The organism is Coriobacteriia bacterium (assembly GCA_003149935.1).
Lineage (GTDB): Bacteria > Actinomycetota > Coriobacteriia > Coriobacteriales > QAMH01 > QAMH01.
The window spans coordinates 1-18,106 of record QAMH01000007.1 but is presented as its reverse complement, the minus strand read 5'-3'; the positions used below and the strand labels follow the sequence as shown (position 1 = coordinate 18,106).

At 59.3% G+C, this 18,106-nt stretch carries 17 protein-coding genes; all 17 read right to left on the bottom strand.

Translation table 11 applies throughout. The features are described from left to right. Positions 1 to 181: 181 nt before the first annotated feature. On the bottom strand, positions 182 to 2,881 hold the full coding sequence (locus DBY20_05980) for a hypothetical protein (protein ID PWL78417.1): 2,700 nt from the start codon (positions 2,879 to 2,881) through the stop codon (positions 182 to 184). 687 nt (positions 2,882 to 3,568) lie between these two features. After that, entirely contained in the window at positions 3,569 to 4,084 is a 516-nt protein-coding gene (locus tag DBY20_05975; protein ID PWL78416.1) for a ferritin, read from the bottom strand. Positions 4,085 to 4,142: 58 nt separating this feature from the next. After that, positions 4,143 to 5,351, bottom strand: coding sequence for a glycosyl hydrolase (locus DBY20_05970; GenBank protein PWL78415.1), 1,209 nt, complete (start codon positions 5,349 to 5,351; stop codon positions 4,143 to 4,145). A gap of 20 nt (positions 5,352 to 5,371) precedes the next feature. Beyond that, positions 5,372 to 5,677, bottom strand: a complete 306-nt coding sequence (locus DBY20_05965; GenBank protein PWL78414.1) for a transcriptional regulator — start codon at positions 5,675 to 5,677, stop codon at positions 5,372 to 5,374. 221 nt (positions 5,678 to 5,898) lie between these two features. Further along, a complete protein-coding gene (locus tag DBY20_05960; GenBank protein ID PWL78413.1) occupies positions 5,899 to 7,929 on the bottom strand; it encodes a heavy metal translocating P-type ATPase in 2,031 nt (676 codons plus the stop codon). A gap of 123 nt (positions 7,930 to 8,052) precedes the next feature. Beyond that, positions 8,053 to 8,769 (bottom strand): hypothetical protein, encoded by a 717-nt coding sequence (locus DBY20_05955; protein PWL78412.1) that lies wholly within the window; start codon positions 8,767 to 8,769, stop codon positions 8,053 to 8,055. A gap of 21 nt (positions 8,770 to 8,790) precedes the next feature. Next, positions 8,791 to 9,483 carry an HAD family phosphatase gene (locus DBY20_05950; GenBank protein ID PWL78411.1) on the bottom strand — a complete coding sequence of 231 codons (693 nt, stop codon included), beginning with the start codon at positions 9,481 to 9,483 and terminating at the stop codon, positions 8,791 to 8,793. An 87-nt stretch (positions 9,484 to 9,570) separates the two neighbouring features. Then, complete coding sequence (locus DBY20_05945; GenBank protein ID PWL78410.1) at positions 9,571 to 10,143, bottom strand: 50S ribosomal protein L9; 573 nt, start codon at positions 10,141 to 10,143, stop codon at positions 9,571 to 9,573. Positions 10,144 to 10,271: 128 nt separating this feature from the next. Continuing rightward, positions 10,272 to 10,532 (bottom strand): 30S ribosomal protein S18, encoded by a 261-nt coding sequence (gene rpsR, locus DBY20_05940; protein ID PWL78409.1) that lies wholly within the window; start codon positions 10,530 to 10,532, stop codon positions 10,272 to 10,274. Between the two features lie 35 nt (positions 10,533 to 10,567). Next, positions 10,568 to 11,074 carry a single-stranded DNA-binding protein gene (locus DBY20_05935; protein ID PWL78408.1) on the bottom strand — a complete coding sequence of 169 codons (507 nt, stop codon included), beginning with the start codon at positions 11,072 to 11,074 and terminating at the stop codon, positions 10,568 to 10,570. A 39-nt stretch (positions 11,075 to 11,113) separates the two neighbouring features. Further along, on the bottom strand, positions 11,114 to 11,425 hold the full coding sequence (gene rpsF, locus DBY20_05930; protein ID PWL78407.1) for a 30S ribosomal protein S6: 312 nt from the start codon (positions 11,423 to 11,425) through the stop codon (positions 11,114 to 11,116). A 4-nt stretch (positions 11,426 to 11,429) separates the two neighbouring features. Next, positions 11,430 to 12,590 carry a hypothetical protein gene (locus DBY20_05925; GenBank protein ID PWL78406.1) on the bottom strand — a complete coding sequence of 387 codons (1,161 nt, stop codon included), beginning with the start codon at positions 12,588 to 12,590 and terminating at the stop codon, positions 11,430 to 11,432. A gap of 141 nt (positions 12,591 to 12,731) precedes the next feature. Continuing rightward, complete coding sequence (purN, locus tag DBY20_05920) at positions 12,732 to 13,340, bottom strand: phosphoribosylglycinamide formyltransferase (protein PWL78405.1); 609 nt, start codon at positions 13,338 to 13,340, stop codon at positions 12,732 to 12,734. Continuing rightward, positions 13,315 to 14,364, bottom strand: a complete 1,050-nt coding sequence (locus DBY20_05915; protein PWL78404.1) for a phosphoribosylformylglycinamidine cyclo-ligase — start codon at positions 14,362 to 14,364, stop codon at positions 13,315 to 13,317. The genes purN and DBY20_05915 overlap by 26 nt, the downstream gene beginning before the upstream one ends. A 107-nt stretch (positions 14,365 to 14,471) precedes the next feature. Next, positions 14,472 to 15,185, bottom strand: a complete 714-nt coding sequence (locus tag DBY20_05910) for a DNA-binding response regulator (protein PWL78403.1) — start codon at positions 15,183 to 15,185, stop codon at positions 14,472 to 14,474. A 72-nt stretch (positions 15,186 to 15,257) separates the two neighbouring features. After that, on the bottom strand, positions 15,258 to 16,649 hold the full coding sequence (locus DBY20_05905; protein PWL78402.1) for a sensor histidine kinase: 1,392 nt from the start codon (positions 16,647 to 16,649) through the stop codon (positions 15,258 to 15,260). 27 nt (positions 16,650 to 16,676) lie between these two features. Then, positions 16,677 to 17,930: a hypothetical protein gene (locus DBY20_05900; protein ID PWL78401.1), complete on the bottom strand. Its 1,254-nt coding sequence runs from the start codon at positions 17,928 to 17,930 to the stop codon at positions 16,677 to 16,679. Positions 17,931 to 18,106: the final 176 nt, after the last annotated feature.

The window sequence follows — 18,106 nt, the reverse complement described above, 5'->3', positions numbered from 1 at the left end:
AGGGGATATTTGCCCGAACGGATAAAGGCGCAAGGTAGAGCGCCTGCGAAGGCGGCCCTGTCACAAAACCGTCATCTGCCCTTCACTGCTCCTCGACAAAACGGGGCCACCCGAAGGCGGCCCCGAAGCGACCGGCGCGTGTCAAGGGGTCAGGCCCCCTGACCTATGTTCATGCAATCAGCTAGCCGATGCCGTACCAAGCGATACCCTCGCCAAACCAGCCAAGGGCAACCAGATAGCCACGCTCGAAGTCGTTTGTGGTGTAGTGGTGGTTGTTCGCGAACTCATTGGGATTGTAGACGCGATACAGCGGCACCGCGTGATTGGGATCGGAATACCAGCCGATTCCCTCGTCGTTCCAACCGGCAGCGATGAGGCTATCGCGCTCGACGGTCGAGAGCGTGTAGTGGTGCTCGCCCGCGTTTGGGTTGTAGAGACGATAGACCGCGTCGCCGGTCTTGGGCGCTGTCCAGCCCTGGCCCTCATCGTTCCAACCCACGTTGATCAGATGCTGGCGCTCGACCGTGCTGGCCGTGAAGAAGTGCTCGCCAGAATTGGGATTGTAGAGACGATACATGGCAGTGGACTCTACCTGCGCGGGCTTATCGGGATTATCCGGTGTGTCGGGCGTATCGGGGGTGTCGGGGTTATCCGGATTATCGGGATTGTCCGGGGTATCCGGCGTGTCGGGCTTGGGAGCCTCGACGATCTCATAGTTGGCCTCGAGCGTGCCCGCGTAATTGCCCTTACCGGTGACTTTGACGGTCTTCTTGCCGACCTTCACGCGGTCGCTCGGCAGCGTCACGTCATAGTCGGTACCGGCCGTGAGCGTCTTGTCGCCGCACTTCACAGTCACGGTTGGGGTCTTATCCTTGCCATCGTAGGTGAATTTGGTGGCAGAGAGCTCCACCTTGTTGATGGTGGCGGGAGCAATCTCGTAGCTGGCCGCAACCTCACCCGTGTAGTTGCCCTTGGCGGTGGCTTTGATGGTCTTGGTACCGACAATGACGCGATCGGTGGGAAGCGTCAGCTCGTAGTCGGTGCCGGCAACGAGCGTCTTGTCGCCCGCCTTGACCGTGATGGCAGGCGTCTTGTCGGCGCCATCGTAGGTGAACTTGTCGGCAGAAAGCTCGATGGCGGTGATAGCCGCGGGAAGGACCTTGTAGGTGGCCTCGAGCGTACCCTCGAAGTTGCCCTTTGCGGTGATTGTCACGGTCTTCGTGCCGATGTTGGTGATGTCGTCCGGCGTGGCAACGTCGAAGTCGGTCTCCGAGTCGAGCACGAGCTCGCCCGCCTTGACGGTCATACCGGGAACCTTCTCAGCACCATCGTACGTGAGCTCGTCAGTGTCGAGAGTGAGTTCGGTGACGGTAGCAGGGGTGATGGTGTACTTGGGAACGTTATCGCCAGTCCATCCGCCACTATATGCACCCTTGCTTACGATGGCTACTGCTTTCTCGCCCGCATTGGTGCAATCCTCTGGAGGGATAACCTCATAGTCGGTTCCTTCAATCAGGGTTCTATCGCCGCTCATTACAACAACATCCGGCACCTGCTTGATACCGTTGTATACAAAGGAGGTTTCACTAAGCTCGGCACTTGTGAGCATCATCTCGCGCGTGTAGGTGTCAGCAACATTATTGCGATCCATCGCAATTTGCCGTGCCGTAAACGACGAATCAGCATTCTCGTCGGCGTCTGCAATGGACTTCGCACTCCAGCTTCCCGCAGGCAACCAGCACGTCTCGTCTGCCTCATCAAAGGCAAATCCAGCGCCAAGTGTAATCTTGGCAAGAGCCTCGTCATTGGCGAACAGGGAACTCATGCTTGTAACTTTGGAGGTGCTGACTCCTGATATATCAAGCGTCTCGAGCGCAGCGCAGCCGGCAAACATGTTGCCCATGTCCGTCACGTTTGCCGTGTTGAAGCTCGAAAGGTCGAGAGTGGTGAGCGCGGCACAATCTTCGAACATGCGAACCATGGTTGTTGCGCCCGTGGTGGTGGCACCCGTGAAATCAAGATTCTTGAGAGATGCGCATCCCGAGAAGATACCACTCATATCCGTGACGCCCTCAACATCAAGCGTCGGCAGGTCGAGTGTCGCGAGGGAGGTGCAACCAGCGAACATATCCTTCATCGCCGTGACATTGGTCATCGTGAGCCCGGAAAGGTCGAGGGAGGTGAGCGCGGCGCAGCCAGCAAACATGGACTGCATGTTCGTGGCACTTTGGGTATTGATGCCCGTAAGGTCAAGCGTCTTGAGTGCCGAGCAGCCGGCAAACATACTCTGCATGTCTTTGACACTGGCAGTGTTGATGCCGGCGATGGTGAGGCTTCTCAAAGCCGTGCAGTCTTTGAACATATTCTGCATGTTCGTGGCGCTTTGCGTATTGAGACCGGCGATGTTCACGGCCGGCAGCGCCGTGCAACCCTCGAACATCGAGCTCATGTCGGTTGCCTGTGACGTGTCGAAATCAGAGAAGTTCACGAACACGAGTGAGGTGCAGTTCGCGAACAACCTGTGCAGCCCTTGGCCGCTTGTGATGCCAGGGCCAAAGAAGACGTACTTGATATCGGCTGCATACTCTTGCCAGGGGGCCGCGTAGACATTCCCGAGCGTGCCCGTGCCGGATTCCGGCGCCTCGATGGAAAGCTCACCATTAGCGCCAATCGACCATGTGCAATTTCCCCCTTCAAACGTACCCTCGGCAATGGGACCGGGCGTCGGGTCGACCGGGTCGGTCACCTCCTCCGCAGGCTGTACCTGCGGCTCTGCCGGATTGGCAAACGCTGCCGCTGGCATAAGGCTCGTGACAAGCGCAAACGCAAAGGCACACGCAGCGAGCTTGCGTAGGATTTCCATGGACTGTCTCTTGATCATGGCTGACCTCCCAGAACTAGGAACTCATCTCTTCACGATGTATTTGCCTGACCGGATGGTGCCTGCGACCGCCCCCCCCCCGCAAGGTTTTTCGGGGTTGAAGGCTGCAAGTGGAGTGCCCACTTCGATATGTGGGGCGCATACAGCACGGCCATGATGCAGATGCTTGGTTGATGGCATGGAGAAGCGGCAGAGAGTTTCGTTTGTGGCGCATGCGGGAGAGCAGCTGACGAAGATCTGCATTTGTGGCACATGCAGAAGGAGCGGGTGACAGGAATTTGCGTTTGTGGCACATGCACTGAGCCATAACGCGTCAATTCAGGCCATATGCGACAAAAACTCACGGTTGTGGCACATTCTACGTGCCGCAACCGGCGTTTCTTGCCAGCGTAACGCAGGAAATGTGCCCCAAGCGTCCATGCTCGTCAGGCCCGCGCAACGCACGTGCCTAGGCGTCCATCTTCGCCAGGCCATCGTGACACACGCACCCCAACCGCACATCCTCGTCAGGACATCGAAGCGACGTGTACAAGCGCTAGGCAACGCACATCCTGCTGACGAAAAACGACGCCGCAGACCCAAAAAATGAGTCTGCGGCGAACCATTTCGGCGAAAGATGTCGCTTTTATCTTGTATAGACCCATTTAGGGGTCTACGCGGACTTTTCTTGGCAGCCAGCCTGCCCGTCTACTCCGCGGCAAGCGGGGAGGGCGTGCTGTACGTGCGCGCCAGATACTCCTGGTCGAGCTCGTAGAGCGACTTGGCGTCCGAACCGAAGAGCTTCATCTTCGTGACCATGTCGGTCGCGTTGACCTCCTCCTCGAGTTGCTCGTCGATGAACCAATCGAGGAACTTCATCGTACGGAAGTCGTTGACCTCCTTGGCGGCGGCGTAGATGTCGTTGATGAGGCTCGTGACGTAGCGCTCATGCTCGAGGCCGGCCTCAAGCGGCTCGAGATGGTTCTTGAAGGTCTTGTCCGGCTGGTCAATGGCCTTGAGCTCGACCTTGCAGTCGTTATCGAGGAGGTACTTGCGGAAGATGAGGGCATGATCGCGCTCCTCGGCCGCCTGGATGAGGTACCAGTTCTCGTAGCCATCGAGGCCCTCGTCCGCATAGTAGTCTGCGAAGGAGAGGTACAGGTACGCCGAGTACAGCTCCTTGTTGATCTGATCGTTGATGAGTTCGTATACCTTGGAATCCATGATTCGTCCTTTCTTGATAAGAATGTCGAGGACTTCATGATAGCGCGAATAATCGCGCTTAGCGGGTTTTCGCAAGTTCTTCTTGAATCGTCTCGTCAAAAAGCTCCGGGAAGCTCTTGAGCTTGAGCGTGAGAATGCGCATGAGCGACTGGTCGATGCGCTCCACGGGAATGCGCCCGCTCTTGATGGCATCCACCAGCCCTACATAGGCGGCATCGAATTCGGATGGCATGAGCGCGATGTCGCAGCCGGCCTCGATGGCTGCGACACCCACGTCGCCCGGCGAGCAGAACTCGAGCAGCGCGCCCATTCCGAGCGAGTCCGTCGTCACGACACCATCGTAACCAATCTCGTCACGAAGTATCCCCTGCACGATGTCCGGCGAAATCGAGGCCGGAATGGCACTGCCCGTGATTTGCGGAAGCGATAGATGCCCCACCATCACCATGGGGACGCCCGCCACGATGGCCGCCACGAAAGGCGCAAGCTGCACCGCGAGCTCCTCACGCGTCTTGTTGGAGTAAATCGAGCTCGCATGGCTATCGTTCTCCGGATCTCCGATGCCGGGAAAGTGCTTGGCGCAACACAGGATCCCCTCGTCTTCGAAGGCCTCGATCTGCGCTGCGGCCATGCGACCCACGAGAGATGCCTCGGCACCAAACGAGCGGCGCCGCATGTTGCTGGACTCGCTCGTGGCGACATCGCATGAGGGAGCGAAGTCGACGTTAAAGCCAAGGTCGCGCAGGGCGATGGCGATGGTGCGCGCGGTCTCGCGGGCCACGGCCACGTCGCCGGTCGCGCCGATATCACGAGCATCGCCGATGAATGGCGAGTCGAACCCCGGTTTGCCGCCGATGCGCTGGACTGTTCCGCCTTCCTCGTCAACGCAAAGGAACGGCGGCATCATGCCAAGCTCGCTTGCTATGGCTTGCGTGTCGGAAAGCATCGTGCTGGTCTGCGCAGGATCGACGATGTTGCCGTCGAAGTAGGTGAGGCCGCAGACGGGGTGCGCCTGCAAACCCTCGCGAAAGGCGTCGTCAACTCCCAGAGAGAGCTCCGTCCCGCTGATCTGCTCAGGCGTCACGATGAAGAGCTGCGCGGCTTTTTCCTCCGCAGTCATCTCGTCGATGAGAAGCCGTGCGAGGTCACGCTCGGGAAATGTGGGAGGCGCTGGCCTTGGGGACGAACAGCCCGTAGCCGCAACACCGCAGATGCTGGCTGCCACAAGGCCGCATGCTTCGAGAAATCGACGTCGGGTGAGGTTCATGGTTCCTGCCGAGGTGCGGCCTACTCGGTCACGTGCTCCATGCCGAGCGAGAGAATCGACACGACATGGTCGTCAGCCAGCGAGTAGAAGACTTCCTTGCCCTGGCGATGGTCGATGACGAGATTGCCCTGGCGCAACATGCGCAGATGATGGCTCACGGCGGCGGCGCTCATGTTCATCTGGGCAGCAACATCGCCCACGCATTTTTCTCCATCGAGCAGAATGTTGAGAATCTTCACGCGCGTGGGGTCGGAGAACATCTTGAAGAGACCGGCCAGGTCGGTCATGAGTTCGTCATTTTGCTTGTCAGCCGCTTGGGCAGCCATCGGATGCCTCCCGCATTATCGGATGCGAGTATTGTACCCGATACGATGTGTCAGGGGGTCAGACCCCATGACACACACTACGGCGCTACGCGCCTCCGGTCGAAATGACAAGAGAGACCCGCCGCTTCGCTCGAAATGACCGTGATTGTCATCTCGACTGGAGCGGCCGCAAGGCCGCGGAATGGAGAGATCTCGCGCCTTCGGTCGAAATGACAGCTGCCTCATTTTGTGCGCAGGAGGCGCATGGCGTTGAGGACGCAGAGCATAGCGACACCGGTATCGGCGAAAACGGCCATCCACATGTTGGCGATGCCGAGGGCACCGAGCACGAAGACCGCGAACTTCACGGCAATGGCGAACACCACGTTCTCCCGCGCGTTGACAACCGTCTTGCGCGAGAGCTTCACCGCATCGGCAATGCGTGCGGGATTATCGTCCATGAGCACGATGTCGGCTGCCTCGATAGCCGCGTCTGAGCCCATGGCCCCCATGGCAATGCCGACATCGGCACGGGCAAGCGCCGGAGCATCGTTGATGCCGTCTCCCACAAACGCGAGCGTCTCCTTAGAGCCGGCAACATTCTGTACCAGAAGCTCCTCGACCTTGGCGACCTTGTCACCCGGCAACAATTGCGCGAAGAAGCGGTCAATTCCGAGCTTCGAGGCGATGCGCTGGGCGACGGGTTCCTTGTCGCCCGTGAGCATGACCGTATCGCGCACGCCGAGGGCCTTGAGCCCCTCGATGGCCTCGCGAGCCTGGGGTTTGATCTCGTCGGAAACCACCAGGTATCCCAGGTAGGTCCCGTCGAGCGCGACGTGAATGACGGTTCCGGGCTGATCAGAGCTCGTCCAGACGATGCCCTCGCGGTCCATGAGCTTGTCGTTGCCGACGCAGATGCGACCCTCCACGCACTCGGCGCACAGGCCATGGCCCGGCGTCTCGACAACCTCGTCACTGTGCTCGGGCAGGTTCAAGGTCGGAGGTATGCCGAGGCGCTCGGCATACGCGTCGCAGATGGACTGCGCGATCGGATGCGTCGAGCGCTGCTCCACATGGGCGGCAAGCCCCAGCAGACGCTCGGGCGTGACGCCTTCGACCGGAGTGATCGCCTCGACGTGAAACTTTCCCTGCGTGAGCGTGCCGGTCTTGTCGAAGACGACGGTCTCGACCCGGGCGAGCTGCTCGAGATAGTTGCCGCCTTTTGCGAGCACGCCTCGACGGGAAAGGCTGCCTATGCCGCAATAGAAGCTCAAAGGCACCGAGATAACCAGCGCACAGGGGCACGAGATGACAAGGAAGACGCAGGCGCGCTCGATGAAGTCAGCCCATACGGCTGGATTGGCGGGCCCGAGCACAAGCGGCGGAACGACGGCGAGCAAAAGCGCCGCGCCCACGACGATGGGCGTGTAGACACGGGCGAAACGGCGGACGAAGGCCTCGGTCTTCGCCTTCTTGGAGGCTGCATTGGTCACCATGTCGAGCACGCGCGAAACGGCGGAATCCTCGAAGGGCCGTGTCACGCGCACGTGTAGCGTGTTCGTCCCGTTGACAAAGCCGGAGAGCACTTCCTGGCCTGGTTCGAGGAAGCTTGGCATCGACTCGCCCGTGAGCGCCGAGGTGTCGAGCTCGCTCGCCCCCTTCACGATGATTCCATCGAGCGGCACGCGCTCACCGGCGGTGACGACGATGATATCGCCCACCTCGACATCCTCCGGATCGACGCGCTTGATGACGCCGGCCTCCTCGACGTTTGCATACGTTGCCTTGATCTCGACGAGAGATGAGATCGACTTGCGCGAGTTATCGACCGCCCGGTCTTGGAACCACTCGCCCACCTGGTAGAACAGCATGACGGCGACGGCTTCCGCCGCCTCGCCAATCGTAAATGCCGCGATGGTGGCCACCGCCATGAGAAACTGCTCGTCGAGCAGCTCGCGGCGAGCGATGCCCTTGGCGGCACCGATGAGGACGGGCAATCCAACCATCAGATAGGGGACGAGGAAGACCACATACTTGACCCAGGTAATGTCCATGATGCCGAGAGGGTTGACGAAGTTGGCCACGAGACCCGCCACGTAAATGCAGGCGGTCACCACGATGAGCCTGAGGGTGACCTCCCATCCGCCACCCTCGTCATGGCAGTGGCAGTGACCGTCATCATGCACGTGGTCATGACCATGGCTCTGCCCATGATCATGATCGTGTCCATGACAATGACAGTGATCGTCCTTGCATACCGCCGCGTCGCTCATGACTCCCCTTTTCGACAAAACATTCAAACGCTCAAACATTCAAACGAACTTTTGATGATTGTGAAGTAAACAGCAAATGAAAAGGAGTGTCAAGGAAAGATTTGTATTTGTTCGCGCGGACGACTAGTGTGCGATGTTGAGATCGCCAGGGATAAAACCCTGCATGAGCGACTGCGCTGCATCGAGCTCGTCGCGATTGTCGTCCTGCAAGGGATATCTAATCTCCATCTGGTTGATGGACCCAGGGCCGATATTGACCCAATAGAAGTATTCGTACTCGTCGTCGTACTGATAGATGATGACGCGATTGCCCTCGGCGCGTGCGATGCTATCCTCGCTGCCATTCCACAGGGAGTTCATGATTGCATCGGCGTCGAGATTGTCAACGTTATTGTAGCCGGTCACATTCGCCGTCATGCGCAGTTTGCTGTTGGTGAGAATCACGCCGGCACCGTTATCGACCTCGGAGCCGAGCACGAAGCCCTCGGGCACATCGAGCTGATAGCCGAAGACCGCATTGGTATAGACCTGCGATGCGGGTACCGTAGCCGCAGACGACGAACCGCTCTCGGTAGCCTCGGCAGAGCCAGATGCATCGGACCCTTGCGATGATTCGGACGATGGCGAAGATGCATTGCTACTCGAGGAGGATGCCGGGCTCGATGCCTGCTGCGATGCAAAACCTGGCAGTTCGACCTTGCCCGTAGCGAAGAGAAAGATGACGCCACCCGCAAGTGCAAGCACGAGAATGACGCAGATGACGATGGCGACGACCTTGCCGCGCCCCTTGCGAGCCGCCCTGGGCCTGTCTGTCCGCTTGACGCTATGCGCACCCTTCATGACCCGTCCTCGTCTCTCGTCTTACTCGCCCTGGTGATGCGAGGGCTGTGATTCCTCGCCAAGAAGCTCCGCATAGTCCGTGATGAAGAAATCGACCGTCTTCCTGAGCTCGTCGGTAGCCTGCTGCTTGTGCTCATCGTAGACACCGACGACGTAGGCACCCGTCTCTTTGGCGGACTTGGCAGCCGTGACAACATCCTCGAAGATGGCGCAACGCTCGGCAGGAACGCCCAACTGGCGTGCCGCCTCGAGGTAAACGACCGGATTGGACTTGCCTCCGCATTTCAGCTCATCGCATACGCAGATGGTGTCGAACAAATCGAGCACGCCATTGTTCGCAAGCGCTGGCTCGAGCAGATGACGTTGCAGGGAGGTCGCAATAGCCAGGGGTATGCCGGCCTCCTTGCAGCGCTGCAGATACTCGAATGCACCGGGCTTGAGCATGACCTGCGTCGCATAGCCTTCCTCGGCCGCGGACTTCCACTCCTCGATGATGTCCTCGGGCTGCTCGTCGAGCCCGAAATGCTCGATGGCGAAGTCTGCCCCAAGCTCGAACCCAAGTACGGCGATCATCTCGCCGAACTCATCGGTAAAGGGGATGCCGCGCTTGGCGAGAAACATGCGGTCGACCTCATCCCAGACCCACATGGAGTCTGCAAGCGTGCCATCGAAGTCGAAGATGATGGCATCGACGTCTTGTGTCCCGACCCGCATGATATGCCTTTCCACTCGCTACATCTCTCGAAAAACAAAGGGCGAGCCTACGACCCGCCCCTCGTGCAAAACCTATGCCGCGTGAGATTACTCGGCGTCTTCGGCAACCTCGGCAACAGCCTCGGTCTCCTCGACGACCTCTTCGTCGCCAGCGGGAAGCTCGGGCTCGTCTTCCAGGCGCTCCTCAATCGTCTCGACGATCTCGATCGAGTCGTCATCGCTCACGACGTTGACCTCGAGCGTAGCCTTGATGTCGCGGTACACCGAAACGGTGAACTCGTGCTTGCCAGCCGTCTTGATGGCCTTGCCCAGATCGATCTTCTTGCGATCGACCGTAACGCCGAGCTGCTCGAGAATGGCCTCGGCAAGCATGGCGGTCGTGATGGAGCCGAAGAGCTGGCCCTCCTCACCGACGCGGGCGTAAACCTTGACGGTCTTGCCGTCGAGGGCGTTCTTGAGCACGTTTGCGTCGGTGGTACGAGCAAGCTCGCGCTTCTCGATGTTGTGGCGACGCTGCTCGAGCTGCTTGAGCTCGCCCTTGGTGGCCTCAATTGCGATGCCCTGCGGAAGCAGGTAGTTCACCGCGTAACCCTGAGCGACATCCACGACGTCGCCCTCGCCACCACGGCCCTTGAGTTCCTTCAGCAGAATAACTTTCATGTTTCTAACCTTCTCTATGTCCCGCTATGGCGCAGGACTGCTTACATATATGTACGCGCCTCATTGCCCGAATGCGGGCCTGACCAAGCGTCGCTATGACGCCCGACCAGTTCGTGCATGAAGATGCACTAGCGATTCCTGCGGCCACCGCTACCGGAAACGATCTTCACGGTGTAGGGCAGCAGAGCCATCTCACGAGCACGCTTGATAGCGGTCGCGAGCTCATGCTGATGCTGGGTGCACACACCCGTCACGCGGCGGGACTTGATCTTGCCACGATCGGTGATGTAGCGGCGCAGCGTCTGAGCGTCCTTGTAGTCGATGAACTCGACCTTGTCCTTGCAGAAGGGGCAATACTTGCGACGCGGTGCGCGAGCGTAATCAGCCATGGTTCCTCCTCACTGATTCTTGAATGCGATAGTGTCTAGAAGGGAATGTCGCTGTCGTCATAGGCACTCGGAGTCGGAGGCTCCGGGACGACGTTCCCCTGCGGTTGCTGATAGGACTGGTTGCCATAGTTGCCGCCGGCATTCTGGCCACCGTAGTTGTTGCCGCCGCCGTAATTGCCGCCTGCATCATAGCCACCCTGGCCGCCACCGTTGCGCGATGACATGAACTCGAGCTCGTCGACGGTCACGTCGACCTTGCTCCTTCGCTGGCCAGAATTGCGATCCTCCCAGGAGCTGTAGTGCAGCCTACCTTCAATGGCCACCTTGACGCCCTTGGTGAGGTACTGTGCAAGCGCCTCGGCACGACGACCGAACATCGTACAATCGATGAAATTCGCGTAGTCTTCCCACTCACCGTTCGCGTTGCGACGACGATCGTTGACCGCAACGCCGAAGCTCAGGATGGACGTCCCCGAAGGAGTGGTCCTCAGCTCGGCATCACGCGTGAGATTGCCAGAAATCATTACCCTGTTGATGCTCATGTTAAATCGTTCCTTTCAGCCGAGCGCAAAAGCCGTGCTTTACGCGCTCTCAACCGAAGCTGCCTCACCGTTGCGACGCGTGATCATGTAACGCTGGACAGCGTCCATGATGTGGAGCACGCGGTCGAGCTCTGCAATTGCAGTGGGATCAGCCTCGAAATCGATGAGAGTGTAATCGCCTTCGGCAAGACCGTTGATCTCGTACGCAAGCTTGCGCTTACCCCAATCCTCAACGTTGCTCACCTTGCCGCCTTGCTCGGTAATCGCGGTATCGATACGCTTGCTCGTTGCAAGGCGCGTCTCCTCGTCGATAGACGGGTCGACAAAAAACAGCAGTTCGTAAGCCTTCATGTGGTCACCTCCTCTGGGCTATGCGGCTTCGGGACATGAAGGCTGCGCCCGAAGCAGGAAATAACTTTTGCATGCTACCACCTCCATCGGGCAATGACAAGGAATCTTTCCAGGTATGCAAACGATTCTGCAGCTGTGACCGGTGGCGCCTGACACAGGCAACACATGCGAGGAGGAGCGCGCCCATTGCCGCAAACAGAACAGCGAGGGCCATTTCCTTGCTGCACGAGACGCCGAAGAGCGCCTCTACCATCCCCACGAACTGACCCGTGCATGCATCGCCGAGCCAGCCGAGCGCATCCACGAGAAAGCCTGCTGGTGCAGGAGCGTCCTGCGGCGTGAGCTCGTAATCGCCCGTCTCGATCGCCCCAAAGGACTCGCTGCTCGTGATGGTCGATTCTTCGGGTACGCTGATGATGCCAGGCTGCTCGAGATGTGCAGAGGGGCTTGCGGACTCGCCAACAGAGGGCGCTGCCTCGGCGCTCGCCAGGGGCATGGACGCACTCGCGTCGAGCACCTCTGCAGCTGACTGCGCTGCCGCAGCGCCGCCTGGTGCATCGCCTGCCATACCGAAGAGCAACATCGGGTCAAGATAGCGTGAGCCCTGCTTGTAGCCCATGTGCAGGTGCGTTGCAGACGTCGAGACGTCACCCGATGCGGCCAGGGTACCGAGAGGAGCTCCTTCCGCAACTGTCTGGCCTTCCCGTACATCTATGGATGCAAAGGGCATGAGGGTAACGGTGCGGCCGTCGCTGAGCTCTATGGAAACGGCGTTCATCGTCTTGTCTGATGACGTGCCGCCCGTTCGTGAGTCGCCGGACGGTACGGCGCCGGTAAAACGTACCGTCCCAGCAAGCGGTGAGATTATCTGCAAACCGGCAGACGCGGGTATGTCGATGCCGCTATGTACATAGCTATTACTCCCGGCCGAATAGGACTGATGAAACGCGAGCGTTGCGGAAAGCGCCGAGGTGGATATGGGCCAAGTCGCTGCGAGGGCCGGCTGCGCCATGAACACGATGCATAGGGAGACAAGGGATAGGGCGCAGACGATACGAGCCACGCGTGCGTGAGCGAGTGAGGAGGAACTCGAGCCTCGCGTAATGCGGACGCCGTGACGCGCTCGTCTAAGCTTGCTTGTGAGTGGGCCGTTGGTTCGGTTCATGGTGAGCACCTCCTTCCACCTCGGCTTTCCGGGAAAGATGATGCACCGCGAATCTGTCAAAATCGCCGAACGTTTATGGTCGAATCACCGGATTTTTTCCGAGTGAAATCCGACATGTCTCCGAGTGAATTCGGACTGAAATCAGACCTGGACTTCGCCCTGGGCTATCCGCTGCAAGACCTGGGGATAGTATTCATGCTCGGCCGCATGAATGCGCGTCTCGAGGTCATCGAGCGTGTCGTCAGGCAGCACGGGGACCTCCTGTTGGAAGATAATTGGGCCCTTGTCGTACTCCTCGTTCGCAAAATGAATGGTGATTCCCGTCACCTCATCACCCGCTTCGAAGGCATCCTGAATAGCGTGGGCGCCTCGATGCGCCGGCAGCAATGCCGGATGGAGGTTGACGACGCGATTGGGGTACGCATCGAGCAGCACGGGCGTGACCTTGCGCATGTAGCCGGCCATCGCGACGTAATCAATGTCGCGCTCATTAAGGGCCTCGACGATCCTCGCATCGACCGCCTCGGGGTCATCATAGTCGGCAGGCGTGAAAACCAGCAGGTCAAGCCCCTCGTTTTGAGCGTACTGAATACCCTTGGCGTGATCGTTCGAAGAGACGATGAGCTCGATGGTGGCGTCCAGCTCGCCGGCCTTGATGGCGTTGTGGATGGCGACCATGTTCGTGCCCGTACCCGAGATGAATACGGCGAGCTTCATGGGTTCCTTAGCCACGATACACGACCTTCCCATCGCCGGGGATTATCGTCCCGATCTTGAAGACCTTCTCGCCGGTGGACTTAAGCTGCTTAATTGCGGCCTCCTCCACCTCGGGCGGACAAATCACGCACATGCCGATACCGCAGTTGAAGGTCTTGAGCGCCTCGGTGCGAGACAGACCCGCCTTCTCGACCACGAAGTCGATGATGGGCGGCTGCGTCCACGTGCCCTCGTCAACCTGCGCGTCCACATGGTCGTTGAGAGCACGGTTGAGGTTTTCGGTGATGCCGCCGCCGGTAATGTGCGCAACGGCGTGAATCTGGGGCACCGCACGGCGCAGCTCCAGGATGGACTTGACGTAGATGCGCGTCGGAGCGAGCAGAGCGTCGAGCACGGATACGCCATCGAGCTTGTCACGCTCGACCGTAAGCTCGTCGATGCCCATGACCTCGGTGACGGCGCGACGTACGAGCGAAAAGCCGTTGGAGTGAATGCCCGTCGAGGCAAGGCCCAGAATGACGTCACCCTCGGTGACGTCAGCGGGGTTGAGCATCTTGGGACGATCGACCACGCCTACGCAGAAGCCCGAGAGATCGTAATCGTCAGGATCCATGACGCCGGGATGCTCCGCCATCTCGCCGCCGATGAGCGCACAGCCCGCCTGACGGCAGCCCTCTGCGATGCCGCCCACCACCTGCGCGATGTGCTCGCTCCTCAGCTTGCCGATAGCGACGTAGTCGAGGAAAAACAGCGGCTCCGCGCCACAAGCCAGAACGTCGTTGACGCACATGGCGACCAAGTCTATGCCGACGGTATCGTGCTTGCCGGCCATCTGCGCTAGGGCGAGCTTGGTGCCAACACCATCCGTGCCGCTCACGAGAATGGGATCATCCATCTCTTTGAGCGCAGCGGCAGAGAACAGACCGCCGAATCCGCCGATATCGCCGATGACCTCGGGACGATACGTCGACTTCACGCTCGCGCGAATCGCATCGACGGCGCGGGCGCCCTCGTCAATGTCGACGCCGGCATCCTTATACGTAATCTGCTCAGCCATGTAGTCGCTCCTCTTGTGGAATGAGACAGATGTACCTGTCCAATGTGTCTCACTGTCAGTGCAAAAAAGTGGGACAAATGACCTGTCCATTTGTCCCACTTGAAGAATTACAGACCGAGCGCCTTCTTGAGAGAGGAGACGCGTCGGCGCGATACGGGAATCTGCTCGTCCTCGCCGCTGAGCGTGAGCAACAAGGTGCCACCGCTGACAGGATCGACCTCGTTCACGCATGCGAGGTTCACAAGGTAACGACGGTGTACGCGGAAGAAACCGAGCGGCTCGAGCTTGGCCTCGAGCTGGGCAAGCGAGACCGTCGAGAGATAGCGGTCGTTCTCGGTGTGCAGGTAGGAGTAGTCGTCCTTCGCCATGATGAAGTGAATCTTGCTGGCGGGAATGAGCAGCTTCTTGCCGCCCTTCTCGACGGGGATGCGCTCGTTGGTGGTAGAGCGGCCCTGCGCGGTGATGAGCTGCTTGACCTTGCTGATTGCCTGTATGAGGCGATCGGTCTCAACCGGCTTTACCAGGTAATCGGTCGCGTTTACCTCGAACGCCTTGACGGCAAACTCGCTGTACGCGGTCACGAAAATGATGTAGGGCGGATACTTGAGCTCGTTTAAGGCTTCTGCAAGCTGCAGGCCGTCAACGCCTGGCATGTTCACGTCGAGGAATATGATGTCGGCGCCGACCTCCTTAAGCTGCTCGATGGCCTCGCGCACGTTGGTCGCCTCGGCGGCAACTTCGACTTCGCCGGTTTCATCAAGAAGAAAGCGCAGATCAGAGCGCGCGGATGCTTCGTCATCAACAATTATGGCTTTGAGCATAGAGTGTCTCCTTTGTGCATCGTTCCCTTGATTCTAACATCAAACGATGTACGCGTGCGAATAATACATGGGCTAGATAATATCCTGCAAATCATGGGCCTCGGCTGAAGCTTTGAGAGCAGACGATTCGAGCGCGGGGGCAGAGTTGCCGCCGACCTCATCGTCGCTGATGTCGATACTCTGGTCAACGAGGGCATCGTATAGGTTGAGGTACACAGTCGTGCCCTTCCCGTACTCCGAATCGATGTAGAGGCCGGATATCGCGCCAAAGAAAGCCTTGAGGCGCGCGTTGACGTTCTTGAGCGCGATGCCCATGCCCGTCTCCGACTCGCGGTCGAGAAGGTTCTCGAGACGCTCGGGCTCTATGCCCACGCCGTCATCGGATACCGAGATCGTGACGCTATCTGACGTGCGGTATGCCTTGATGGTGATGTTGAGAGGCGTTCCGTCATCGCGCCGACCATGGCCGACGGCGTTCTCGACAAGAGGTTGCAACATGAACGACGGCATCTTGAGCATTTCGAGACCAGGCTCGATGTCGACATGCAGCGTGATAGCGTCGTCGCCAAAACGCGCGTTCTGAAACATAAGGTAACGCTCGGTCTGCTCGACCTCCTTGGCCAGGGGAATGAAGTCCTCGGAGTTCTCGAGCATGCGGCGATAGTAGGTCGCGAATTCGCGCAACATGACGCGCGCCTTGACGGGGTCGGTTCGCGTAACCGAGGCGATGGTGTTGAGGGTGTTGAAGAGGAAATGCGGGTTGATCTGCGCCTGCATGGCCTTGAGTTCCATGCGCGCAGCAAGCTCGGTCTGCTGCTGCAGATAGGAAAGCGAGAGCTGCGTGGAGAGCAGCTGGGCAAAGCCCTCTGCGATGGCCTTCTGGTTCTCGCCCAGGCTATGAGGATAGCGATAGTAGAACTTGAGCGCACCGACGATGCGCTTGTTGACGATAAGCGCGACGACGATACCCGCCTTGAGCTTGCCCGATTCGCGGCTGAAGCCCACGGCCCCCGAGGTCTCGAGGACGCGCGTGATGCCATCCTCGAGCGTCATGTACGTGCTCATCGTCTGGATGGGCGAGTTGGGCAGGTGATTCTCGCGGTCGAGGCCCGAAAAGCCCAAGACACGCTCGCGGTTGGTGATGGCGACGGCATCGGCCGTGGCTGCCGGTAGCAGCAACTCACATACCGCCTGGGCGGAATCGGCATCGAGACCCTGACGCATGAAGGTGACCGTCTTGCTCGCGAGGTCGAGCGTCTGGTTGGACTGCCGAGCGCGGGCGTGGTCGGAAGAGCCCGCCGAGCGCAGCCCGATAATCGTGAGCACGAACATGGCGATGCTGGCGACAAGCGCCACCCACGGCGAAACATCGTCGTAGAAGACGATGCCCATGATCGCAAAGAGGCTGAAAACGATATAGCACACGATGAGCATGGTGTAGCCTGCTACTTTTTGCACGTCCATCGCTTTGCCTCTTCCGTGCGCAGGTACTTACTCTTGCTCGGCCGTAACTGCTGAGAAGCGGCTCGTATAACTTGCGGACGAACTCTGCAGGCCGCTCGTGCCAAGCTGCGTGGCAAGCGCCGAATTGGACCACATGGCGCGTACGATGTTGGGCCACTGATGCTGCAGCTCGAAATAGTTGGCGCAGTTCTCGCGCGCAAACTCGCCGGCATTCTTGATGGTCTTGTTGCCAATGCGGAAGTACTCGGCATGCTCCTTATGGCCGATGGCGCGCAGATACGCGGTAAAGCGCGCACGGCGATGAATGGACGGGTCGAGCCACGGGCCAGGGTAGGGGTCGAGCGTCGAAGGTGTGATTTGCATGAGGTCGATCTGCGTCTTGGCAAACTCGATCTTACGCACCTCGTAGAACCAGCGATAGACATCCTGCTCGAAGCGGCTTGAGTGTTGCGAGCCCTCGGGCGGGAGGTGCAGCAAGCTGAACTGGTTGTCGAACCAGACGTCATTGCCGTACATGCGTGCGTTGATGAGGTAGTCGAGATCCTCGCCGCGGGCAATCCACGGGTCGAAGGCGATGCTGCCATACGAATCTGCGTGCAGCACCATGCAGCCGCCGCAGCATACGTTGGACCGGCTCAGGCGCGGGCCCCTCAACGCACCGTCGATGTAATCGTTGAAATCGGCTGCCTTGTTCCAGAAGCGATCGTACCAGGGCACGTCCTCGGGAGCCTTGGGGCTATCGTAGCTATCGTAGAAGAAGCCCGTCTTGGCCGTGATAATCGATCCCGTCGGAGTCTTGCAGGCAATGCCATGCATCGCGCGCTCGAGGAAATCCGCATTGGGAATGACCTCGTCGTCATCGATGAACACGACCGTATCGTGGCCGAAAATCGAGGCAACGATGAGACCGAGGTTGCGGATGGCGCCGTAGCCCGTGAGACAGGCCGCGCCCTTGTACTCGCCCACGCCGACCTGCTCGAAACGGCGGTGGATGAGGCGCATCTCGGCATCACCGATGACCACGATGTTGAGATCCATGAAATGATCGGTGATGGCACGCACGCGCTCGGACGCCTGGTTCTCGACGCCCGGCTCGGCTGCGACAAGCAAGATGATGCGATCGACGCCGACGACGTGACGCAGCGACTCAAGGCAACGGGGCAGCTCACCCGGCTGATCGATTGGAGTCATGTGGTCGTACACGACACCGCGATTAATCGAATGCGTTGACCTGCGCCCACACCAGTACGTGGGAATAACGATTGCCGGATTCAGGTTCATGCGAGACGTCTCTCCTCGGACTACGTTTTGCAAGGCATCAGGGCCATTTGGCACAACTAGTATAGGGTATCACCCGAACACGCGCGCGTGTTTGTATTTCACGCGAAGAATTAATGGGGCGGGGGTGACAGCGGGGACGGGGGTTCTGTCACGTCCATGGACGTGACAGAACCCCC

Excerpts from the sequence above, each read along its gene's own strand:
- DBY20_05905 (PWL78402.1), bottom strand. The coding sequence starts at position 16,649 with ATGGACGTGCAAAAAGTAGCAGGCTACACCATGCTCATCGTGTGCTAT.
- DBY20_05975 (PWL78416.1), bottom strand. The coding sequence starts at position 4,084 with ATGGATTCCAAGGTATACGAACTCATCAACGATCAGATCAACAAGGAG.
- DBY20_05925 (PWL78406.1), bottom strand. The coding sequence starts at position 12,590 with ATGAACCGAACCAACGGCCCACTCACAAGCAAGCTTAGACGAGCGCGT.
- DBY20_05955 (PWL78412.1), bottom strand. The coding sequence starts at position 8,769 with ATGAAGGGTGCGCATAGCGTCAAGCGGACAGACAGGCCCAGGGCGGCT.
- rpsR (PWL78409.1), bottom strand. The coding sequence starts at position 10,532 with ATGGCTGATTACGCTCGCGCACCGCGTCGCAAGTATTGCCCCTTCTGC.
- DBY20_05935 (PWL78408.1), bottom strand. The coding sequence starts at position 11,074 with ATGAGCATCAACAGGGTAATGATTTCTGGCAATCTCACGCGTGATGCC.
- DBY20_05980 (PWL78417.1), bottom strand. The coding sequence starts at position 2,881 with ATGATCAAGAGACAGTCCATGGAAATCCTACGCAAGCTCGCTGCGTGT.
- DBY20_05970 (PWL78415.1), bottom strand. The coding sequence starts at position 5,351 with ATGAACCTCACCCGACGTCGATTTCTCGAAGCATGCGGCCTTGTGGCA.
- DBY20_05900 (PWL78401.1), bottom strand. The coding sequence starts at position 17,930 with ATGAACCTGAATCCGGCAATCGTTATTCCCACGTACTGGTGTGGGCGC.
- DBY20_05910 (PWL78403.1), bottom strand. The coding sequence starts at position 15,185 with ATGCTCAAAGCCATAATTGTTGATGACGAAGCATCCGCGCGCTCTGAT.
- rpsF (PWL78407.1), bottom strand. The coding sequence starts at position 11,425 with ATGAAGGCTTACGAACTGCTGTTTTTTGTCGACCCGTCTATCGACGAG.
- DBY20_05960 (PWL78413.1), bottom strand. The coding sequence starts at position 7,929 with ATGAGCGACGCGGCGGTATGCAAGGACGATCACTGTCATTGTCATGGA.
- DBY20_05950 (PWL78411.1), bottom strand. The coding sequence starts at position 9,483 with ATGCGGGTCGGGACACAAGACGTCGATGCCATCATCTTCGACTTCGAT.
- DBY20_05945 (PWL78410.1), bottom strand. The coding sequence starts at position 10,143 with ATGAAAGTTATTCTGCTGAAGGAACTCAAGGGCCGTGGTGGCGAGGGC.
- DBY20_05965 (PWL78414.1), bottom strand. The coding sequence starts at position 5,677 with ATGGCTGCCCAAGCGGCTGACAAGCAAAATGACGAACTCATGACCGAC.
- purN (PWL78405.1), bottom strand. The coding sequence starts at position 13,340 with ATGGGAAGGTCGTGTATCGTGGCTAAGGAACCCATGAAGCTCGCCGTA.
- DBY20_05915 (PWL78404.1), bottom strand. The coding sequence starts at position 14,364 with ATGGCTGAGCAGATTACGTATAAGGATGCCGGCGTCGACATTGACGAG.